This window comes from Sphingomonas zeae (assembly GCF_014197135.1).
Classification (GTDB): Bacteria; Pseudomonadota; Alphaproteobacteria; order Sphingomonadales; family Sphingomonadaceae; genus Sphingomonas; species Sphingomonas zeae.
The window spans coordinates 22,905-44,137 of the sequence record NZ_JACIFA010000010.1 but is presented as its reverse complement, the minus strand read 5'-3'; the positions used below and the strand labels follow the sequence as shown (position 1 = coordinate 44,137).

Annotated in this window: 22 protein-coding genes; 12 read left to right on the top strand and 10 right to left on the bottom strand. The window is 62.4% G+C overall.

What is annotated here, in order from left to right; all coding sequences use genetic code 11:
• Positions 1-11 precede the first annotated feature (11 nt).
• The 3 genes from GGR45_RS14305 to GGR45_RS14295 are packed head-to-tail and all read right to left on the bottom strand — an operon-like array spanning position 12 to position 1,000.
• Positions 12-188, bottom strand: a complete 177-nt coding sequence (locus GGR45_RS14305) for a hypothetical protein (RefSeq protein ID WP_171905938.1) — start codon at positions 186-188, stop codon at positions 12-14.
• Between the two features lie 2 nt (positions 189-190).
• Complete coding sequence (locus GGR45_RS14300; RefSeq protein WP_139139444.1) at positions 191-604, bottom strand: hypothetical protein; 414 nt, start codon at positions 602-604, stop codon at positions 191-193.
• A 3-nt stretch (positions 605-607) separates the two neighbouring features.
• Positions 608-1,000: a DUF3768 domain-containing protein gene (locus GGR45_RS14295; protein ID WP_175311070.1), complete on the bottom strand. Its 393-nt coding sequence runs from the start codon at positions 998-1,000 to the stop codon at positions 608-610.
• Positions 1,001-1,179: 179 nt separating this feature from the next.
• Between GGR45_RS14295 and GGR45_RS14290 the strand changes: the two genes are divergently transcribed.
• Entirely contained in the window at positions 1,180-1,605 is a 426-nt protein-coding gene (locus GGR45_RS14290) for a hypothetical protein (RefSeq protein ID WP_230588558.1), read from the top strand.
• A gap of 111 nt (positions 1,606-1,716) precedes the next feature.
• On the opposite strand, the gene GGR45_RS14285 is transcribed toward GGR45_RS14290, so the two are convergent.
• On the bottom strand, positions 1,717-2,301 hold the full coding sequence (locus GGR45_RS14285) for a hypothetical protein (RefSeq protein ID WP_246358239.1): 585 nt from the start codon (positions 2,299-2,301) through the stop codon (positions 1,717-1,719).
• Entirely contained in the window at positions 2,285-2,449 is a 165-nt protein-coding gene (locus GGR45_RS14280) for a hypothetical protein (RefSeq protein ID WP_004212805.1), read from the bottom strand. The genes GGR45_RS14285 and GGR45_RS14280 overlap by 17 nt, the downstream gene beginning before the upstream one ends.
• A gap of 296 nt (positions 2,450-2,745) precedes the next feature.
• Here GGR45_RS14280 and GGR45_RS14275 point away from each other — a divergent pair, with 296 nt between their 5' ends.
• Positions 2,746-3,159: a thermonuclease family protein gene (locus GGR45_RS14275; RefSeq protein ID WP_070158247.1), complete on the top strand. Its 414-nt coding sequence runs from the start codon at positions 2,746-2,748 to the stop codon at positions 3,157-3,159.
• A gap of 152 nt (positions 3,160-3,311) precedes the next feature.
• Here the strand turns inward: GGR45_RS14275 and GGR45_RS14270 are convergent, their stop codons facing one another.
• On the bottom strand, positions 3,312-3,737 hold the full coding sequence (locus GGR45_RS14270) for a DUF1810 domain-containing protein (protein ID WP_175311071.1): 426 nt from the start codon (positions 3,735-3,737) through the stop codon (positions 3,312-3,314).
• A gap of 190 nt (positions 3,738-3,927) precedes the next feature.
• Between GGR45_RS14270 and GGR45_RS14265 the strand changes: the two genes are divergently transcribed.
• The 3 genes from GGR45_RS14265 to GGR45_RS14255 are packed head-to-tail and all read left to right on the top strand — an operon-like array spanning position 3,928 to position 9,453.
• Positions 3,928-4,659, top strand: a complete 732-nt coding sequence (locus GGR45_RS14265) for an ImuA family protein (protein WP_175311072.1) — start codon at positions 3,928-3,930, stop codon at positions 4,657-4,659.
• Entirely contained in the window at positions 4,580-6,139 is a 1,560-nt protein-coding gene (locus tag GGR45_RS14260; protein ID WP_175311073.1) for a DUF6504 family protein, read from the top strand. The genes GGR45_RS14265 and GGR45_RS14260 overlap by 80 nt, the downstream gene beginning before the upstream one ends.
• Complete coding sequence (locus tag GGR45_RS14255; protein ID WP_175311074.1) at positions 6,136-9,453, top strand: error-prone DNA polymerase; 3,318 nt, start codon at positions 6,136-6,138, stop codon at positions 9,451-9,453. Before GGR45_RS14260 ends, GGR45_RS14255 begins: the two co-directional genes overlap by 4 nt.
• Positions 9,454-9,555: 102 nt before the next feature.
• Here the strand turns inward: GGR45_RS14255 and GGR45_RS14250 are convergent, their stop codons facing one another.
• Entirely contained in the window at positions 9,556-10,731 is a 1,176-nt protein-coding gene (locus GGR45_RS14250) for an MFS transporter (RefSeq protein ID WP_175311075.1), read from the bottom strand.
• Between the two features lie 82 nt (positions 10,732-10,813).
• Here GGR45_RS14250 and GGR45_RS14245 point away from each other — a divergent pair, with 82 nt between their 5' ends.
• The 5 genes from GGR45_RS14245 to GGR45_RS14225 all read left to right on the top strand — a co-directional run bounded on the left by GGR45_RS14245 (position 10,814) and on the right by GGR45_RS14225 (position 14,576).
• The gene (locus GGR45_RS14245) at positions 10,814-11,710 is read left to right on the top strand and encodes a LysR family transcriptional regulator (protein ID WP_246358238.1); all 897 of its coding nucleotides are present in this window, start codon (positions 10,814-10,816) and stop codon (positions 11,708-11,710) included.
• A 178-nt stretch (positions 11,711-11,888) separates the two neighbouring features.
• Positions 11,889-12,263, top strand: coding sequence for an IS66-like element accessory protein TnpA (tnpA, locus tag GGR45_RS20040; RefSeq protein WP_175311076.1), 375 nt, complete (start codon positions 11,889-11,891; stop codon positions 12,261-12,263).
• Between the two features lie 17 nt (positions 12,264-12,280).
• Positions 12,281-12,607 carry an IS66 family insertion sequence element accessory protein TnpB gene (gene tnpB, locus GGR45_RS14235; RefSeq protein ID WP_343051193.1) on the top strand — a complete coding sequence of 109 codons (327 nt, stop codon included), beginning with the start codon at positions 12,281-12,283 and terminating at the stop codon, positions 12,605-12,607.
• Positions 12,608-12,669: 62 nt separating this feature from the next.
• Positions 12,670-14,280: an IS66 family transposase gene (gene tnpC / locus GGR45_RS14230; protein ID WP_175311077.1), complete on the top strand. Its 1,611-nt coding sequence runs from the start codon at positions 12,670-12,672 to the stop codon at positions 14,278-14,280.
• Complete coding sequence (locus GGR45_RS14225) at positions 14,280-14,576, top strand: hypothetical protein (protein ID WP_175311078.1); 297 nt, start codon at positions 14,280-14,282, stop codon at positions 14,574-14,576. The genes tnpC and GGR45_RS14225 overlap by 1 nt, the downstream gene beginning before the upstream one ends.
• A 165-nt stretch (positions 14,577-14,741) precedes the next feature.
• On the opposite strand, the gene GGR45_RS19695 is transcribed toward GGR45_RS14225, so the two are convergent.
• The gene (locus GGR45_RS19695; protein WP_246358237.1) at positions 14,742-16,451 is read right to left on the bottom strand and encodes a hypothetical protein; all 1,710 of its coding nucleotides are present in this window, start codon (positions 16,449-16,451) and stop codon (positions 14,742-14,744) included.
• 47 nt (positions 16,452-16,498) lie between these two features.
• The gene (locus GGR45_RS14210; RefSeq protein ID WP_246358236.1) at positions 16,499-17,566 is read right to left on the bottom strand and encodes a dsDNA nuclease domain-containing protein; all 1,068 of its coding nucleotides are present in this window, start codon (positions 17,564-17,566) and stop codon (positions 16,499-16,501) included.
• A gap of 458 nt (positions 17,567-18,024) precedes the next feature.
• Here GGR45_RS14210 and GGR45_RS14205 point away from each other — a divergent pair, with 458 nt between their 5' ends.
• Positions 18,025-19,224, top strand: coding sequence for an alkene reductase (locus GGR45_RS14205; RefSeq protein ID WP_336621509.1), 1,200 nt, complete (start codon positions 18,025-18,027; stop codon positions 19,222-19,224).
• Positions 19,225-19,314: 90 nt separating this feature from the next.
• On the opposite strand, the gene GGR45_RS14200 is transcribed toward GGR45_RS14205, so the two are convergent.
• A complete protein-coding gene (locus tag GGR45_RS14200; RefSeq protein WP_175311079.1) occupies positions 19,315-19,719 on the bottom strand; it encodes a single-stranded DNA-binding protein in 405 nt (134 codons plus the stop codon).
• A gap of 515 nt (positions 19,720-20,234) precedes the next feature.
• Here GGR45_RS14200 and GGR45_RS14195 point away from each other — a divergent pair.
• Positions 20,235-21,218, top strand: coding sequence for a hypothetical protein (locus GGR45_RS14195; RefSeq protein WP_217497913.1), 984 nt, complete (start codon positions 20,235-20,237; stop codon positions 21,216-21,218).
• Positions 21,219-21,233: the final 15 nt, after the last annotated feature.

Sequence of the window (21,233 nt, the reverse complement as noted above, 5' to 3'; positions counted from 1 at the left end):
AGGCGCCGCGCTCAGAAATCGTCGCCACCGTTGCGAAGGTTGCGCTCATAATGGTCGCGCGCCGACCAGTCCCCACCGCCTTTGCCGAACCGGGGGCCGACATCGCGAAACAGATAGACGGTGAAGGCGAAGCACGCGAAACCGAAGAGGATCGCGTGATCGGGATGCTGGGAAAAATACTCCGCCATGATCAGTCTCCTGTAGCAGCCGCGGGCCGGGGCTGCCGGCCGCGTTGGTCGCGAAGTTCCGCATCGGGGACATCAAGACCATAGGTTTGCTTCAGCGCGTTCATGACGAGCGCGCGGATGGTGATATTATCGTGGTCGAGCGCGAGCCTTGCGATCGCGGCGTGCATCTGCGGGGTCACCCGCAGCTGCAGAAAGGCCGAGCGCCGTTCCTCGCTCCCCTGCCCCTCCGTCACCATATGCTCTCTCTCCTCTCGCGCTGCCCCGATGATCTGCGCCCACCGTATTGAATTCAATACGCCCGCGATGAGGCGTCTCCCCGGCACGACCGGCGCAGCGCGCACCAAAGTCTGCTCGAGCAGACTTTGCCCGGCACCGCCTTCATGAGGAGGGCTGGCCCCGCCGCGCGAGGCCAGCATGGCTCAATACTCTTGCGCGAGAAGAATGGTCAGCACGCGCGTGGTGACATTCTCGTCGGTCGGATCGGGCGAGCCGAACTCCAGCGCGCGGTCATAATAGTCGATCTTCCAGTAGAGCACCGCGTCGCGGAAGGTGAACCGGCCGAAATCGCGCTCGCCATGCGGATCCACGTCGGGACCGAAGCTGTCATAGTCGCGGATGGTGCGCAGCAATTGCGCCCGGGCCTGAAAGTTGCGGAACAGGCTGACGTCGCCGATCAGGCTCTGAACGCCGATGGTCATGACCACGCGGTTATGGCCTGGCCGGGTGAGCGAGTGGCGCAGCGCGTCATTGAGCTGGGCGATGGTTGCAGTGCGATCGGGCTGCGAAGAGGTATGGCTCTGATGCTCGGGCATGCGATCTGTCCTGTGCGTTCGAAACCCCGCCGATCGGGGTCTTTCAACACTGGCCGGCGCGCCGGGGCAAAGCGGGCTCGCGCACCTGTAGGGTCGCAACGGCAGTGGAGAAGCCCGGCCACGGGCTTGCGCGGGACAGCGCCTCGGCGAGACCCGGACATGGTGATGACACCCGAGCTTTGGGCGGCACACAGGAACAGGTGATTTCGCTGGACGGGCATCAGAATGCTGGACCGGACGGTGACGCGGACTATCATTGCCCGATGACCGCTGCTCTTCACATCCTCTGGCCTGTCGCGCTGCGCAGCATCGGCGCGATGCAGCGGCACAAAGTCCTGGTGCGCAGCCAATGCCGGCGGTGCGGGGCGCTGATGCGTGTCGACCTGGACGACATGGTCGCGCGCCATGGCAGCAGCGGTTCGCTCATCGACGTACAGGAGCGCTGCCGCATGGTCGCCTGTGACGGTGCGGCCTTCTATCTGGCCTCGCCCGGCTATGGCGGTCCATGGCGAACATTGCTGGGCGATCCCGGCCTCGCCGAGGGCCTCGCCAATGGCGTCGCGCCGGTCACGGCCGAGACGCTGCTTGGGCCGACCGCCCGCTAGAGCAATCGCCTTTCCAGCAAGGGATCGTTACCCGGCAGGGCCGAGACCCGGCACGGGGCTCGGGGCGTCAGCCTAGAGCCCGGTCCGGCGCAGCCGGCGCCCCGACCTCCCTTAATCCAGCGGACCGAACAATCTGGTCAGGATCAGATCGAGCGTCGCGACCTTCTCGAATTGTCCCTTGGCGATCACCCGGTGCATCGGTCTTTCGTTCTTCTTGCCCTGCGCCGTTCCCTTGGCATGGCGTGCGACCGGAAAGCCGCGAATATCGGGCAACGGCACATCAGGCGCATTGCCGAACCAGAGATAGGACAGGAGATCGAGGTTGGGTGAAACCACGATCCAGATGATGCAGCCGCTCGGCTTCTCCATGAGCTTGAGGTTTGCGGTCACGCGCGGCGCGCGCCCGCCCAAGGTCACCGTCTTGAACTGAATATGCCGGGTGATCGCCTTGTAGCTCATCACCAGATCATAGCCGCCGGCATCGAACTCCGAGCGCAGCACCTCCACCCCGGTAATCCCGCGCTGCCACAGACGCCGCAGCGCCTCGCCTACAAAGACATGCTCGACAATGCGCTCGCGCAGGGTCGAGTGCAGATAATGGGCGCTGGTCTGGCTCGGCAGGTCTTCCAATGGCAACGGATCTCGAAAGGCGGCGGGGGCGGCAGCCCCCGCCTGATTGTCAGGCGAAGGGATCATATTCGTTGAGCACGGCGACGTCGCCATCGAAGTCGTCGGCGGTGATGACGGCGAACTGCGTTCCGATTGCGATGACCATCGTGGCGGCCATCAGGGTCTTCGAGAGAGTGAGTGCGCTTTTGCGGGCGGTCCCAAGATCGGTGAACATATCGAGGCTCCTTGTGGTGCCGGCGGGTTCATCCCCGCTCGACTGGCGCCCGAAGCGTCGCTCGCGTGGCCGCGATCACCTTTTGGCGGCACGGCAAAAGGCCGTAGCGTGAGCGTACGGACCCTTTACGGGTTGATCGAATAGGTCCGCGGGAGCGACCAAGGATTGCGCCTCAAAGAGCGGGGTGATCCCGTCGGCCGGCATGAGACGTCCCGCCACCGACCCCGCCGCCCAGTTTGCACGCCGCGCCGGTTGCCCCTTTGTTCGTGATGGTCAGGACGGCTAGAGCGGGGCCGATGACCCTCTCCTACCGACACGCCCTCGCCGCCCTGTTGTTCGTTTGCTCCCTGTCGAGCGCGGCAGCGCTCCCCGCCGCGACCGGCAAAATCAGCTCTGTGACCGACGGCGACACCTTTCGCCTGATGAGTGGCGAGCGGATCCGGATCGCCGATATCGATGCGCCTGAGAGCCGCGCCGACCAGGCCAAATGCGCTGCCGAGCTCGCGCGCGGCAAGGCGGCGACCCGCCAGGCGAAAGCCCTGCTCGATGGCAAGACGATCCGCTTCGAGCGGATCGGGCGCAGCTATAATCGCACTGTCGCGCGCGTCACGCTCGACGGGCGCGATCTGGCCGCAAGACTGATCAGCATCGGCGCAGCACGGCCCTGGCTGCGCCGCCAGCCCAAGCCCGACTGGTGCCGCGCGCGATAGGCGTCACGGCGCCTATGCTCAGGTCCAGAAAGAGGAGGAAATGGACCCGCCGGAAGGGGGAATCGGCGGGTCCGTATCAGGGGCCGCATGCGCGGGGGGAAACAGGCGGCCTCGTCTTTCAGAACCGATCGACGCGCGAGCGGTTCCTTGCCTCAGCGAGGGCCAAGGCGCGCAAGCGTCGCCGGATCGGCCTCGCCATTGAACCAGCGATCGATCGCGGCGATGAACAGACCCCCGCCCCCGGCCTGCGCGAACAGGGTGAGGGACGAGCGCAGCTTGAGGGCATCGATCCCACCGAACACCGCCTCCGCGCTGGTGCCGGTCAGATCCTGCAGTGCCGCCACACAGTCGCGCAGCCGGGCGCCCAGCACCGGATGCGCGAGATAGGCGCGCGCCTCGTCGAGCGACCCGATCGCATAGCGCCGCGCCATTTCGCTCGACCCGAGGCCAGCGATCTGCGGAAAGATGAACCACATCCAATGGCTGCGCTTGGCGCCGCGGCGGATCTCGCCAAAGGCCGTGTCAAAGATCTGCGCCTGGGCGGCGACGAATCGGTCGAGGTCGAAGGGAGCGGTCATGATGGGGCTGTCATAGCCTGCGCGCAGGCGTGCGCCGCCCGGATGCAAATTTTTTCTCGAAAAGGAAATGCCCGCTCCCCCGCCACTTGGGCCGTCCTGTCCACATTCGGAACGGACCCGATGCTTGACTCTGGACCGCAGCAGAACGAACAAACAGAGAACATAACAATTCCTGAGTCTCTTGAATGCCATGCGTGAAGCCACCGTCCTTGATCAGCTGCGGGCGCATATTGCGCAGATCGAGGGCAGTGGTGTGCGCCACGCAACCACGCCCTTCGGGATCGAGGCGATCGACGCGCGGCTGCCGGGCGGCGGCATTGCCGGCGGCGCGCTCCATGAGGTCGCGGGCAGCCCCGACCTTGCCGACGATGCAAGCGCCACGGTGTTCCTGGCCGGCATTCTCGCGCGGATGGAGGGGCCTGTCCTGTGGTGCCTGCGATGGCGCGACCTGTTTGCGCCCGCGCTCCACCTCGCCGGACTGCATCCCGACCGGGTGATCTATATCGAGGCGGGCAGCGACACCAATGTCCTGCTCGCGATGGAGGAATGCCTGCGCCATGCCGGGATCGGCGGCGTCGTGGGCGAGATTGGCAAATACAGCACCACCGCGTCCAAGCGGCTGCAACTGGCGGCCGAGGGGTCGGGCGTGCCGGCCTTCATCTTCCGGCGCGCCGCAAAGGTCGGCCAAGCAGCCGAGGGCACGGCGGCGGTCACGCGCTGGCGGGTGACCGCGAGCCCGAGCGAGGATCTCGGCATCCCGAGCCTTGGCCGTCCGCGCTGGCAGGTGGCGCTGGAGCGCGTACGCGGCGGTAATCCGCACGCTTGGATTGTGGAGGGCTGCGATGCGACGGGTCGTATCGGTCTACCTGCCGCACTGGTCGACCGACCGGCTGCGACGGGCGACAGCCAAATCGCCGCCTGAAGGGCGTAGCATCACCGCGCCCGACGGACCGCTCGTCACCGCAATTCCCGACCATGGCCGCCGGATCGTCGCGGCGGTGGACGCTGCCGCGCGGGCGCTCGGCGTTACGCCTGGCATGACCGTCACCAAGGCGCGGATGCTCGCGCCCGACCTCGCGGTCATTGATGCCCAGCCAGACGCTGACATGGACGGCCTGCGCCGCCTCGCCCTGTGGGCCGGGCAGCGTTATTCGCCGATCGTCGCGCCCGACGCACCCGACGGGCTGTGGCTCGACATCACCGGCTGCGCGTCGCTGTTCGGCAGCGAGACCGCGCTGCTCAAGGATCTGCATCGCCGGATCGCGGCCTTCGGCGTGACGGCGCATATTGCAGCCGCCGACACGGCGGGCTGCGCGCACGCAGTCGCGCGGCATGTCCGTGACGGCAGGCCCGTTGTCATCGAGCCGGGGCAGCATCGCCGGGCAATGGAGCTGCTCCCAATCCCGGCGCTGCGGCTCGAAGCCGAAATCGTCGAGGGCTTGCGCAAGCTCGGCTTCGAACGGGTCGAGCAATTGCTCGGCGCTGCGCGCGCGCCGCTTGCCAAGCGGTTCGGGCGCAGCCTGCATCGCCGTCTCGACCAGGCGATCGGGCAGGTCGCAGAACCCATAGAGCCGATCTTTCCGGAACAGATGCCGCGCGCGCGGCGTGGTTTCATGGAGCCGATCGCCACACCGGAGGCCTTCGCCCAGGTGATCGGCGATCTCGTCGCCGATATTGTCGAGCAGCTCGCCCGTGCGGGGCGCGGCGGCAGGCGTCTCGACTGCTATTTTCACCGTGTCGATGGCCAAGCCCAAGTCATCCGCATCGGGACGGCGACGCCGAGCCGGGATGCGGAGCATCTCGCCAAATTGCTGTGCGCGAAGATCGAGACGGTAGAACCGGGTCTCGGCATCGAGGCGATGACACTGCTGGTCTCGCTGATGGAGGCGGCCGCGCCGCGACAGGGCGAGAGCCTTGAGCATCTGGGCCGGCGCGGACCCGATCTCGCGGCGCTGGTCGATACGCTCGCCAACCGCTTCGGACCCGGAAACCTGCACCGGATGGCGCCTTGCCCCAGCGGCATGCCCGAACGCTCGGCGACCGGCGCGCCGGCGCTGGGCGAAGCACGCGGCGCAGGGTGGGACGATGATCTGCCCCGCCCCGCGCGCCTGCTGGCCAGGCCCGAGCCGATCGAGGTGATTGCGCTGCTGCCCGACGATGCGCCGCGCATGTTCATCTGGCGCGGCAGACGATACCGGGTGACGCAGGGTGACGGCCCGGAGCGGCTGCATGGCGAATGGTGGCGCGATGGCGGCATCGAGGGCCGACAACCGCTCAGCGTGCGCGATTATTATCAGGTCGAGACGCTGAGTGGCGGGCGCTACTGGCTGTTCCGCGCCGGCGACGGCGAGAGCGCCGCGACCGGCCCCATGCGCTGGTTCATCCACGGCGCCTTCGCATGAGCACGGGCGAGCCGGACTATGTCGAACTCCAGGTGACGACGCATTTCAGTTTCCTGCGCGGCGCCTCGAGCCCCGAGGATCTGTTCGCGACGGCGGCGGCGATGGAGATGCCGGCGCTCGGCGTCGTCGATCGTCATTCGGTCGCCGGGATCGTGCGCGCATGGGACGCGGAGCGGCAGACCGGCGTCCGTGCAATCGTCGGCTGCCGCCTCGATCTGACCGATGGCACCGCCCTCCTCGTCTATCCCACCGACAAGGCGGCCTATGGTCGCCTGTGCCGCCTGCTCAGCATCGGCAAGACGCGCGCGGGCAAAGGCGCCTGCCATCTCGACTGGTCGGATGTGGCGGATTGGAACGAGGGATTGCTGGCGATGCTCGTCCCCGACAGGGCCGATGCGACGACGCAGGCCGCGCTGGCGCGCACGAAGCGGCTGTTTGGCGAACGCACCTATATGGCGCTGTCAGTCCGGCGGCGGCCCAGGGACGCGATCCGGCTGCGCGATCTGTCGCGGATCGCGGCCGCCGCAGGCGTGCCGACGATCGCGACCAACGACATTCTCTATCATTTGCCCGAGCGCCGCCTGCTGCAGGATGTCGTCACCTGCATCCGCGAGAAATGCACCATCGACACGCTGGGCAACGCGCGCGAGCGTTTTGCCGACCGGTATCTGAAGACCGGCGCGGAGATGACGCGGCTCTTCCGGCGCTATTTGAAGGATAGCAGCCCGGTCGCGCGCAGCGTCGAATTCGCCAGGCGCTGCGCGTTCAGTCTCGATGAGCTCAAATATCAATATCCCGACGAGATCCAGGTGCCCGGCCGCACCCCGCAGGAAGAACTGGAGCGCCTTACCTGGGAGAAGGCGCCGACGCGCTATCCGCAAGGCGTCGATGGCAAGGTGCGCAGGCAGCTCGAGCATGAGCTCCAGCTGATCGGGCAGCTCGATTACGCCCCCTATTTCCTGACCGTCCATGCGATCGTGGCCGAAGCGCGGCGCCGCGAGATCCTGTGCCAGGGGCGCGGGTCGGCGGCGAACAGCGCGGTCTGCTACGTGCTCGGCATCACCTCGATCGATCCGGTGCGCTCGGAATTGCTGTTCGAACGCTTCGTATCGGCCGAGCGGCGCGAGCCGCCCGATATCGATGTCGATTTCGAACATGAGCGGCGCGAGGAGGTGATCCAGTGGATCTACGAGACCTATGGCCGCACCCGGTCAGCGCTCACCGCCGTCGTCACGCGCTTCCGGGCGCGCGGCGCGGTGCGCGAAGTCGGCAAGGCGCTCGGCCTGTCCGAGGATGTGACGGCGGGCCTGGCCGGGGCGATCTGGGGCTATAGCCGCGAAGGGGTGGAGGAGAAGCACGCGCAGGAGCTCAACCTCGATATGAGCGACACGCGCCTCGCGCTGACGCTCGACCTCGCCCGCCAGCTGATCAACACCCCGCGTCATCTGTCCCAGCATCCCGGTGGTTTCGTGCTGACCCGCGACCGGCTCGACGAACTGGTGCCGATCGAACCGGCGGCGATGGACGATCGCCAGGTGATAGAGTGGGATAAAGACGATATCGATCTCCTCGGCTTCATGAAGGTCGATGTGCTCGCGCTCGGCATGTTGAGCTGCATGCGCCGCGCGTTCGAGTTTCTCGAGAACGACAAGGGGCTGCGGCATGACCTCGCGACCATTCCGGCCGAGGATCCCGCGACCTATGCGATGATCCGCAGGGCCGACACATTGGGCGTCTTTCAGATCGAGTCCCGCGCGCAGATGGCCTCGATCCCGCTGATGGCGCCCAGGACCTTCTATGATCTCGTCATCCAGGTCGCGATCGTGCGGCCCGGCCCGATTCAGGGCGACATGGTCCATCCCTATCGCCGGCGTCGCAACGGCGAGGAGGAGGTGACCTATCCGACCGAAGAGTTGCGGCGGGTGCTGGAAAAGACGCTCGGGGTGCCGTTGTTCCAGGAACAGGCAATGCGCGTGGCGATCGAATGCGCCGGCTTCACCGCCAGCGAGGCGGACCTGCTGCGCCGTGCGATGGCGACGTTCAAACTGACTGGCGGCGTCAGCCATTTCCGCGACAAGCTGATCAGCGGCATGGTCGGCCGGGGCTATGATCAGGAGTTCGCCGAGAAAACTTTCAAGCAGATTGAGGGGTTCGGCTCCTATGGCTTTCCCGAAAGTCATGCCGCCAGCTTTGCGCTGATCGCCTATGCCTCGTCCTGGATGAAATGCCATCATCCCGACGCCTTCTGCGCGAGCCTCCTCAATGCGCAGCCCATGGGTTTCTATGCCCCGGCGCAGATCGTGCGCGACGCGCGCGAACATGGCGTCGAGATCCGGCCGATCGACGTCAATGCCAGTCGCTGGGATTGCACGCTGGAGGAGGGCCGCGGTCGATACAAGGCGGTGCGGCTCGGCCTGCGCATGGCGCGCGACCTCGCTAATGCGGATGCGGCAGCGATCGTCACCGCGCGCGGTGACAGGCCCTATACCAGCATTGAGGAGATCCAGCGGCGTGCCGGCGTCGGGCGCGGTGCGCTGGACCGGATCGGGGATGCCGACGGGTTCGGATCGCTGGGCGCCGACCGGCGATCGGGCCTGTGGGCGGTGAAGGGCCTCGGCAGCGCGGCGCTGCCACTGTTCGCAGCGGCGGACGAACGGGCGGGCAAGCTGCGCGACGAAGCGATCGAACCCACCGTCATCCTGGCCGAAATGGGTGAAGGCGCGGAGGTGGTAGAGGATTATCGCGCCTCGGGTCTCTCGCTGCGCGCGCATCCGGTGGCGTTCCTGCGCGATGAGCTCAAGACGCGGCGGATGATCACCTGCGAGCAGTTGCGCACCACGCGCGACGGCCGCTGGATAGAACTGGCCGGGCTGGTGCTGGTCCGCCAGAAGCCCGGCAGCGCCAAGGGCGTGATGTTCATCACGCTCGAGGATGAGACCGATGTCGCCAATCTCGTCGTATGGACCAATGTCTTCGAAAAGAACCGGCGCACGGTGCTGGGCGCCTCAATGATGGGAGTGCGCGGCCAGGTCCAGCGCGAAGGCGAGGTGATCCATGTCATCGCGCAGCGCCTCGATGACCTGTCGGCTATGCTGGCGAGTGTCGGGCGCCGCGCCGACGTCGCCGATATCTATCGGGTCAGCCGCGCGGACATCGTCAGGAACCCGATGGCGCCCGACCCGCGCGATCGCGAGCAGCGGCCGCTCGGGAAAGACGCCCGCGACATCTATATTCCCGATCTGAGGCTCGGATCGGGGATCATCCCGGGCCAGCCCACCGAGGGCATCAAGATCAAGCCGCGAGATTTTCGTTGATGGCCGGGTAGACCAGGTTGCAGGGATAGTTGACGCTCGCGCGGAGCCGACTGCCAACCCGTGTCAGCCAGCGCTCTGCCTGTCCCAACTGCCAAAAGTCCGCTATTTGCGCCGGGGCCTCGTGACGATTGCCCCAAGGCTCAAGAGAACGCCAATGGCTGCCACGGCGACCCAGCCTCCCATCTGCCAGCCTTTCATCCCGATAGCTGATCCGATCGCCGCGCCAAGGAACATGGTCGTCATGAAGAGCGTGTTGATCCGCGCTCGTGCCTCTGGTCGCAGCGCGAAGATAATGTGCTGGTGTGAAATGAGCGTCGATTGAACAGCGAAGTCCAACAGGATCACGCCGACCACCATGCCTGCCAATGTTCCCCAGGCCCCGAGCAATAGCCAGCCGACTACGGACACCGCTGAGCCCAAGGCGATTACCCGATAGGGGCCGTCACGATCTGCAATCCTGCCTGCGAGCGGCGCCACCAGCACGCCTACAGCGCCAATGACGCCAAACATTCCCGCCCCTGCAGCGCCAATATGGAAGGGCGGCTCAGCCAGGCGCAGAGCCAATACGGTCCAGAACGCGGAGAATGCGCCAAACAGTGCCGCTTGCGTCAGTGCTGCCCGACGCAGTTCGGGCAGGTCGCGCCACAGATCGAACATGGAGCCTATCAGCGCGCGATAGGACATTCGCTCCGTGTTCTGCAGTCGAGGCAACACAGCGCCCATCGCCAGGCCAGTGAAGAGCATGACGGGAGCAGCGGCAAGGAACACCGCGCGCCATCCCCAATGCGCCGCGATGAAGCCCGCCAATGTACGGCTGAGCAATATCCCGATCAGCAGGCCGGACATCACCGTACCGACGGTCGCGCCGCGCTTCTCCGGCGCGGAAAGGTGCGCGGCCAGCGGCACCAATTGTTGGGCAACGCTGGCGGCAAGGCCCAGAAGCGTCGAAGCTGCGACCAGAAATCCAGCGGACGGCGCAGTGCCAACCAGCATGAGCGCTGCAGCAAGAAGCAGGAACTGCCCGACGATCAAAGGTTTGCGATTGGCAATATCTCCAAAGGGCACGATGAAAAACAGCCCAGCGGCATAGCCGATCTGTGTAGCCACCGGGACATAGGCGGTTGTTCTTTCGTCCAGCGACTGCGCCATGAGCGCAAGGGTTGGCTGGTTGTAATAGATATTTGCGATTGCAAGCCCAGTCGCTAGCGTCAGCGTAAAGAGCAATGGCCGGCTCAAATGCCCGGCTTGCATATCGGTTTGGGCGGTGATGGTTGTCATGTTCGCTCATCCAGAAATGATGTCCGGGCGGATATGGCGGCATGTCACTTCTTGGTGTAGTACCGAGCCATGACAATCCGGCATGTCAGATTCTGATGCAATGAACCTATCGGATATCGCCATGTTCGTTGCCGCGACCGAAGCAGGCAGCCTTGCCGGCGCAGCACGGCGTAACGGTACGAGTGCATTGCAGGCATCGCGTCGTATCGCGGCGCTGGAACAGGATATGGGTATCAGACTGTTCCATCGGACGACGCGCGCACTGACGCTGACTGACGAAGGGGAGCGTTTCCTCCCCCATGCCCGTACCATGATCGATGCGCATGATGAGGCTCGTGCTGCGCTGGGGGTTGAAGGCGGGCTGGTCACCGGCACCCTGCGCGTCACCGCCTCGCTGGCATTTGGTCGCAAGGTGGTGACGCCAGCACTGATCGACTTTCTGAAATTGCATCCCAAGCTTGAAGTCAATCTCGTCCTGTCGGACGATGTCCTTGATCTCGTTGCGCAAGGGCTGGACTTGTCGATCCGCGTTACATCGCGATTGCGCGACAGTAACCTCATTGCGCGTCGGTTGGCAGACAATCCACGGGGCCTCTATGCAGCGCCTTCCTATTTGGCAGCGGCAGGCACGCCGCAAAGCCTGACAGAGCTTGCGCTTCATGAGTGCCTGCCTGACGGATCAACAACCTATTGGACGTTCCGGGCAGGCGATCGAACTGTCCGACAGAAGATTGGTGGACGCCTCTCGACCCACAGCATCGATGCCATTCATCAGGCCTGCGTAGAGGGGGCTGGCATTGCGCTACTGTCGGAATGGGACGTCCGGGAGGATCTCGCTTCGGGCAAGCTGCTGCCTGTGTCGATTGCTGATGCTAAACCAGAACCGATGGTGATCGTAGCAGTCTATCCCTCGGCGAAGCTGCTTCCATCGAAGGTACGTCTCTTCGTGGACTATATGCGCGAGCGGTTGTCCGTTTGATTGCGAGGCAGTCTATACTTGTTCCGACCAGAATAGGTCGCATGACGGCCGGATATAATGCGGCAGCTTCCAGCCAGAGGTAACCGTCCGATTGGGACCGCCTGCCTAATGGAGCGATAATTTCTTAAGAGACGGTCATAGCGACGTCGCTAACGACGTCTCTTGATCGGGGATTGCGATGAGGGCGGAAATACTGGGTCAGGAACGACGGCGCCGGTGGACGGACCAGCAGAGGCTGGAGATCATCGGATCCGTCGGCGTCAATGGCGCGACGCTGGCAGAGGTAGCCCGGCGCCACGATGTAACCCGGCAGCAGATTTACACTTGGCGACATGATTTGAAGAAGCGCGGGTTCTTGCTGGCCCCACCGGAGCCAGTCTTTCTGCCTGTGGAGATGCCTGCCGCTCAGAGCCCTGACGTTGCCCGCAGCACAAGCCCAGGCGGGACGTGCATGGTGGAGTTGCGCCTGACGCAAGGCCGGACTTTGCGCTTTGGAAGCGACATCGAGGCCATCGCCTTGACCCAGCTCATCCGCTGCGTGGAGGCGGCGTGATCGGCCCGGGAACTGGCGTGCGAGTTTATCTGGCCTGCGGCGTCACTGATATGCGCAAAGGCATCTCTGGCCTTGGCCAGCTGGCCCAGACGGTGCTGCGACAGAAACCGACAAGCGGCGCGGTGTTCGCTTTTCGAGGACGTCGCGGCGACAGGGTGAAGCTGCTGTACTGGGATGGGCAAGGATTTTGCCTGTACTACAAGGTCTTGCAGCGTGGCCGTTTTCCTTGGCCCTCTGCGGCGGATGGGACGGCGCGGCTGACCTCGGCCCAGCTTGCGATGCTTTGGGAAGGCATCGACTGGAGGCGTCCAAATTGGGCCGCGCCGCCTGCTCACGTGGGCTGACTTTTGTTCCTGAATCTACCTGTTTTCATGGATATTCCTGCCCCTGGCTGGTAAGCAGGATCATGCTGAGCGCGGCGCAAAACCTTCCCGAAGACCCAGCTTTGCTGAAGGCGATAATCGCCGACTTGCAGGCGGAAAACGCGAAGCTGGCGGCAACGGTCCGTGCACATGATCTGGTGGTTCAGGCCCTGCGTCTGCGCATTGTCAAACTGAAGAAACAGGCCTTCGGCAAGTCCTCGGAAAAGATCGAACGCGAGATCGAGCAGCTGGAACTGGCCCTGGAGGACATTCTGGTCGCTGTGGCACAAACCGTCGCTTTGCCGAGCGATGTCGAAGAGGATGAAGCCACTGCGCATGTAGACAGCGCACGGGCCATGGCCCGGCGTCCGCGCGTTGCGTCCGACACGCCGCGCGAGCGAAAAGAACTCGACCCGGGCAGCGCTTGTCCCGATTGCGGGGGCGAGTTACGCCTCGTCGGCGAGGACGTGAGCGAAATCATCGAAATGATTACCGCCAAACTGAAGGTGATCGAGGTAGCGCGGCCGAAAAAGTCCTGCCGCTGCTGTGAGAAAATGGTGCAGGTGCCGGCTCCGAGCCGCCCAATCCCCGGCAGCATGGCCGGAAGCAGCCTGCTTGCCTACGTGCTCGTCTCAAAGTTCGACGATCACTTGCCGCTGTACCGGCAGAATGAAATCCTTACCCGCATGGGCGCTGACATTCCCCGCAGCACGCTGGCTGACTGGTGCGGCAAAGCGATGCGAACCCTGCAGCCCCTGATCGAGCGTATTGAGGCATCGGTCCTGGCCAGCATCGTCATCCACGCCGATGATACACCGATCCAGGTGCTGGATCACACACGGCGGGCCAAGGGGCTCGGTAAGGGCGTGAAGCAAGGCAGGATCTGGGGCTATGTCTGCGATCAGCGCCCGTGGAACGGGGCGGCACCGCCGGGTGTGGTCTATCGCTTTGCTCCCAACTGGAAGGCGGAGCACGTGCAAAACCACCTTTGCAATGCGAGCGGCATTCTCCAGGCCGACGCCTACAAGGGATATGCGAAGCTCTATGAGCCCGGCGCAGACGGCGAACCGCGCTTCCTGGAAGCTGCCTGCTTTGCCCATTGGCGGCGTGACTTCCATGACATCTGGAAAGCGAACAAATCACCGATAGCGCGAGAAGCCCTCGATCGCATCGGCCAGCTATACGACATCGAGCGTGAAATCGCCGGGAAGCCCGCGGATGTTCGGCGTGCCGTCCGCCAGGAGCATAGCAAACCCAAACTCGAGGCGTTGCGCGCCTGGGCCGAGCAGCAACTCACCCGCATCCCCGTCAAGGGCGATCTGGCCAGCGCCATTCGTTATGGCTTGGGTCGCTGGCATGCCTTCTCATTGTTCATCGAAGACGGGCGCGTCGCCATCGATAACAATGCCGCTGAGCGAGCCGTGAGACCTATTGGTCTGGGAAGACGCAACTGGCTCTTCGCCGGCTCCGAAGCAGGCGCTGAAACCGTGGCACGGGCCATGACGCTTATTGAAAGTGCCAAGATGAACGGTCTGGACCCGCAGGCTTATCTAGCCGACGTGCTCGGCCGTATCCACGATCACAAGATCAACCGGATCGACGAATTGTTGCCTTGGAAATGGAAGCCCTTGGTACCATTGGCAGAGGTAGCCTGATGGCCACGATCACTCACGTGCGCACGCTGGACTATGCTGCCAAAATGCTTGGTGAGGACGTGGAGCTGTTGAAAGCCATCGTCTGGAACGATGACAATCTGACATACGGCAGCATCATCAGCGTTTACACTGGCCCGGATGAGACCATTACGGCACTCACCGACGATGGCGTCGACGAACTGTCAGATATGCTTCGAGAAGCACGCCGCACCACCCAGACCTGGCACAGCTTCCTCGATGACTTCCTTGACGATCCCGAACTCGTCACTCGCTTCAAGGCCCAAACACCGCGGTAACAATCGGACGGTTACAGCCAGAGCGGAAATTCCAGCTTTGCAGAACGGCCAACTTCGCCTGACTGATACGGGCCGTTGGGCGGCCGTCCGGTTTGGAGAGAAGGCACTGTTAAACCAGCCCCTAATTGCCTGTTTTGAGCAGTGATCCGGGTCGAAAACCGACGGCTAGATAAGCTCTCCCTGGTCCTGCCCAAGCATCTTATTGATGAAGGGGCGCATATAGGCGTTGACCGTGTCGAACTGGTCGGCCTGAAGCAACGACTCTTTCACCTTCGGGTTGATGAAGTGCCCGCCATACTCGGCGCCATGCAGCGAGACGGTGCCAAGGACCAGTTGCATGTCGCGCGGCCTGTTCTTGAGGGCAAAACCAATGATCGCGGCGGCATTCGTATCGTCCTGGTCCTGCTGAAGCGGAGTATCTAGGATGATCGGACACAGGCAGGACGTGGTGAACTCGCGGATCGTATGTAGCAAGGCGAAATGATAGGCCAGAATAGCTCTCGCTCCGTAGCTACCGGTCTCGTTTATCTTGGGTGAGACGCTTTTCTTAGCAGCGGCTCCGAACGTCACGCCGAGCTCTACTGCGAAGGCGCTAAGCTTCTTGGTGTAGAAGGCTACGATCTCTGCCTTGCGCTTGGCGCTGCTATGCGCCTTCATCAGCTTGAGAGCCTCCTCCTCCTTGACCTGCCATTCAACGATACCCCCGTCGATCACGGCGCGCTCGGCCGCGATTGTGGCGTCGACGATGCGCTCGCTCTCGTGCTTGAGCATGTCACGGAGCTTCACCTCGCCCCGCTTTTCCTCGAGCAGGGCGTCGATCCGCCCTATCCGGTCGTTATATGAATGTAGCGACTGCATTTGGCGTGCCACATCGGCCTCGACCTCTGCCAAAGAGTGTCGCGCGCGCGCAAGGAACCCCCTGCACGCATCCGCATCGCTAATGAGGCTAAAGCGGTTCGCAAAATCATTCTCATGCACGGTATTACAGGTGGGGCATATAACCTGCGCCTCCGACAGGTTCTGGGTAAATTTCACATCCGCATCGAGCTCCGCCAACGCGGTGCGAGCAATCTCGATTTCCTCGACTAGCACAGCGCGTCGAGATTGAAGTTCAGATATCTTGTGCTTCACCCCCTCGTAGATTGCGCGAAGCTCGTTCAACTCAGCCAGTAACTGTTCGATCTGATCCCCGAATAACTCCGGCGAGAAGGTTGCAGTCACCGGCGACCGCCCGTTCCGGAGCCGCGCGCTCGCGCGGTCGAGTGCGCGGCGCTCGGCCTTGAGCTCGTTCTGCTCGCGCTGCGCATCCGCGCGTTGCGCTTGGGCGCTGTAATATTCCCTAGGACGTATCCCAGTGTGATAATCGAGGATGCTCTTCTTGAAATTGGGAATCATGGCGAGACTCTTGAACGAGCTCCAGCTGTCATCCCAGCCCCGGTCTTGGTCTTGATAGAAGGGGAGAAAGCAGAATTGTGGCGGCGGAACCACGAGATCGCTAGATTTGGTGGTTAGTTGAATGGTGAAGTCGAGTAGTTCGGCGACCTTTGGGCCGACCTCCTTCACTAGTGAGGTTCCGGTCCAGAGTAGATTATTTGCAGCATCGAACAAGGCGAACTGATTGTCGAAACGAAGGATCGAGTGGATTGCGCCGTCCACGGAAAATTCGAGCATCGTGGCGACGGATGCCTTAGTCCATTTCTCGTTCATAACCGAGGCATCTGCGCCAAAGGCACCGTAGATGGATTTGATGAGATGCGATTTTCCGGTGTCGTTCTCTCCGAACACTACCGTCGTGCTTTCGTCAAATTTCTCCTGCCTCGCCTTCCCTTCGAGGCGAGAGAGGAGAAGAAGCCTTCGCAACTTCAAGTTTTTCATGAGACTTCTTTCTGAGACTTCTAACTAATCGCTTGTATTGCTCGGCTTTAATGATGTGCGTATATCTCATATATTATCATCGCCTTCAGCCTTAAGGGACTAAATGGTGAAAGGTACTTCTTCCCTACCTCTTCAGCATGAAGGTAGAGCTTCTCGACCATATCGACGAGACTAAGCGTCGTGTCCTCAATGACGCTCGGCAATGCTTCTGCGATCCTCATGCGGATGCGCTGAACCGCGCGGTCAGCTGAGTTCAGCGCGGCAGCACGATAAACCGCATATTCCTGGCTGATGCGAAGCTGATCCGCGAAGGGATATGTTAGGCTCGGCGCAATCGTTCCCCAATCCGGGGACCGGCTGTTGCTCTGGATGGCATCCAACCATTCCTGAACATTGGCCTTGGTCAGCCCCTTTTCCTTGATCGCCTGCTGGAGAGAGGTGGTTTCGCCAGAGAAATTTGCCTTCCTGCGACATTCATCGGCGATCGCCTGATAGACAGCCTCGGGACTGAACCAGACTGTACCAAGCTGTTCCGCGATGAAGGTCTGAAGCTTGCCCTTTGTGTGAGAGGCCACGTCCCCAAGACTTAGATCGGTGCGTTGAAATCCGAGCAGCCCGATCTGTGCCTCAGTCGCACTGGGATAAGCCTCTTGGATCGACCCGACGATTTTCTTGAAATGACTAGGCTCGCATGCGCTCAGGCGAAAGGAAGTCTTGCCAGCGTTGAACCCGCAAAGCTGGTTCGAAACAAAATCGGCAGAAAGGACAGCGCTCGAAAACTTGTCGACATTGTCGAACATTTTGTCGACGAAAGAGGGCTTCTCCTTCGTACCTTCTTCGGTCTTGACTTTCTCTCGCTTGAGTAGGGCAGTTAGCGTCCAACCGCCGTTGGTGTCCTTGGATTTGACCTGATAGAAGCGTACGTTTGTGGGATTGGTTGCGCTATCGAGCAACGCGATATCATCGTGGAACTCGAAGACGATCGCATAGTCATCATTGGTCCCGTGCTGCTGGAATAGCAACGCGAGTCCCCACATGGTCTGAAAATCGTATCGACCTCCCGTCGCCCCCTTCTCACGTAAAGGCTTGCTGACCAGATCTGTTGCTAAAACCATGCCGCGCCCCCGATAGACGTAACTTGATGGCCGCAAACGCAATATTATTCAATCGTCAAGAACGTAGCACTCGCGTTGGCCAGTCATTAGTGGTCTTCCGCCAACAAAGGTCACCGCCTAGGCGCCTGAGCCGACGGCAGCTTCCTGAATAGCCAGTTGTTAGAAGCAAAACGGGCATTACGCCTCGCGGTCGTAGCGTCCTCTATCGACCCGAATTTGCTTCAAACCCGACGTAGCAAAAAATCCCTGGCGACGGGCCCCAAGAACGACAGCGGCTCTGAGAATACCGAAATAGCGGACCATCGGTAGCTGGGCTCGGCTCGAACTCGCCCCTATGGCCGCCTTAGGCACATTGTTGCGAGATCGCTAGACGCCGAAGCTCGATTCGGCGGACAAACGTCGAACGAATTGTGGCCCCTATGTCCTCAATGAGACGCGAAATCGCCAACTTATCTGCGATTGCACGGCCTATTATCTCCAGAACATCCCTGTCCAACTCAAACATTGGAAGTGTTCTCGTAACCAAATTATTTGAACCATTCCGTTTAGGCTCGCGCACCCTCGCCAATCGCATCGTAATGGCGCCCCTCACACGCGCACGTGCACCCGGCGACGTCGCGAGTGAACGGGTCGCGCTCTATTATGCCCAGCGCGCCAGTGCGGGCCTGATCGTCAGCGAAGGCACGCCGATTTCGCGGGAGGGCCAGGGCTATCTCTTCAACCCCGGTATCTTCACAGCGGAGCAGATCGCCGGTTGGCGGCTGACGACGGAATCCGTCCGCGCCAATGGAGGAGCGATGTTCGCCCAAATCTGGCATGTCGGACGCGTTTCCCATCCGAGCATCCAGGATGAGGGGAAGGATCCCGTCAGCGCGAGCTCCAAGATCGCTGCCGGCGCGCTTGCCTACGGCTTCGACGAGGACGGCAAGCCCGATCTCATCCCAACCACAGCGCCGCGTCAGCTTGCCACCGACGAAATCTCCCGCGTAGTTGAGGACTTCGTGCAGGCAGCGGCGAACGCCGTTGAAGCGGGCTTTGACGGCGTCGAAATCCACGGTGCGAACGGCTACCTGTTTGAGCAGTTCATGAACCCGCTCGTGAACGACCGGACGGATGCCTATGGTCCGGAGACGCTCGAAAGCCGGCTCCGCTTTACGCTGGAAGTGGTCGATGCGGTAATCGCCAGGATCGGACGCGAACGGGTCGGTATCCGTCTCTCGCCCTACGGCCAGCTGTTCGACATGCCGCTCTATCCCGAGATCGACGAAACCTACTCGACCCTCGCTCAGGCTCTGGGAGAGCGAGGCATTGCCTATGTCCACATCATGGATCAGGGCGGCTTCAAGATGGGCGAGGGGACCGGCGACGATACCGGCAACAGCTTCCTTGCCCTCCTGAAGGTCATTCGTGGCAAGCTGCCCGACACCGCCCTCATTCTGGCGGGCGGCCTAACTGCAGATCGCGCAGAGAGCTTGATCGCTGATGGCCTCATCGATCTCGCGGCTTTTGTGCAGCCGTTCATCTCGAACCCCGACCTGGTGGCGCGCCTGCGCAATGGCTGGCCGCTCAGCGCTGCCGACCGCAGCACTTTCTATGGTGGGGGCGCCGAGGGTTATATTGACTACCCGTCCTATTCCCCGGTGCCAGAGGCCTGCTGAAGTCGAAGAAGGCGCCGAGCAGAATCCTCCGGTGTGCCAATCACCATATAAAAAAGGCCCGGTGGCATCTGCCACCGGGCCGATCCGTTTTCAGAAGGGAATTTCTTCGTCATCCGGCATGTCGTTGCCCGAGCGATCCGCCGGTTTGGCGCGGGTGAGGAAGGTCACTTCGTCGGCGATGATCTCGGTGCCGTAGCGCTTGATGTCGTCCTGATCGGTCCAGCTGGTGTAGTGGATCCGGCCGCGGACCATCACCTTCATGCCCTTCTCGACATACTCTTCGACCGTCTTTCCGATGCCGTTGAAGCAGGTGATCCGGTGCCATTCGGTATCTTCGACGCGGTAGCCATCGCGGTCCTTGATGACCTTGCCGTCGCTGTCGCGCTTGGGCCGCGAGGTCGCGAGGCTGAAGTGGGTGATCCGGGTGCCGCCCTGCGTCGTGCGGGCTTCCGGGGTGGCGCCGACGTTGCCAGCGAGGATGACCAGGTTCTGCATGTCGAGGTTTCCTTTTCTGTCGGTCGAGGGATGATCCCTTCGACTGATCCCCGGAGAGGGCGGCCAGGACGACGCTTCCACCGCAGCGCCACAGGCGCGGAGGGAAACCCCGAAACGAGGGGTGGTGCGGGCAGCCGTGGCACACGGCAACTCGGCCCGAAGGTTCGCGGGTTGGAAGCGGCGGACGGACGACCAAGGGGTCAGGTGAAGAAGAAGGGGTCCTCCCTCACGTCCGACTGATCTTAGGGAAACCTGTGCAGCACCCATCGCTGCTGGCAATGTCGGCGCCCTTGCCATCACCACGCATCAGGGCAACCTAATATCGGACACGGCTCGACCTTGGCCAACGCACTCGACGCCGACCATCATCACTGTTTCGCAGGCGCGCGGCAGTCCTTTGGCATCGGGCACTTGCCCAGCCGCATCGACAAACGGTCCGCAAAGTCCTGAGCACATGGAGCGAATGGCTCGCGCCGACGCCGCATACCTGCAATGATGGACCAGTCCAGACACGCATGGAAACGCCGATCGCCGTGAGTGTCGTGATGCTCACGCGCCAAGCGGGCGGCTACGACGGGGGAGGCAGAACAAACTTGGCTGACACCACATTGGAACGGATCCTGGCCCAGCGTGGCAGCGAACTGGCGCTTGTTATCGGCAATGGCATCAACCGTTATGCCAACGCCTCCACCACCAACTCGTGGGATCAACTGTTGTTGAAGATCGCGCGCGATTGTGCGCCCAGGATCAGCCGCGTGCCCCCGGGCACGACGCTGACAGAATTCTACGATGTTCTGGAGCTGCGATCGCGCGCCCGTGTCGGCGACCTGCAAGCGGGATTTTGCGAGGAGATGGCGGATTGGCGGCCGTACCCTCACCATCGGGCGATCATGAACTGGGCAAAAAGCCATGATTGCCCAGTCCTCACCACCAACTTCGACGAAGTCCTCAGCAAGGCGGCGCTAACATCCTTTCACCGGCCAGCGAATCCCAAATTCACCAGCTTTTACCCATGGGAATGCTATTTTGGGCACGATCCTGTTGCCGACCCATGCGAAACATTCGCCATCTGGCACGTCAACGGGATGGCTCGCTACAAGCTGAGCATCCGGTTGGGGCTTACGCATTACATGGGATCGGTGCAGCGTGCCCGTGGCTGGTTACACCGGACGGGAGAGGAGAACCTCTTCAAGGCGAAAAACAAGCGCGACTGGCGGGGAGCAGGCACATGGATGCACGTTGCCTTCAATCGCCCACTTCTCATTTTCGGCCTGGCGCTTGAGGAGAACGAGGTCTTTCTGCGCTGGCTGTTGATCGAGCGGGCCAAGTATTTTCGCAAGTTTGCCCACCGCCGACATGACGCTTGGTTCGTGTATGTCGACGATCCCAACGATGAACGTCAGGCTGGCAAACTCTTCTTCCTCGAAGAGATCGGGATAAAGCCAGTCCGCGCCGCCTCCTACGACGAAATCTACGCCAACGCGCACTGGGGGATGTAACCGCTCATAAAGGGA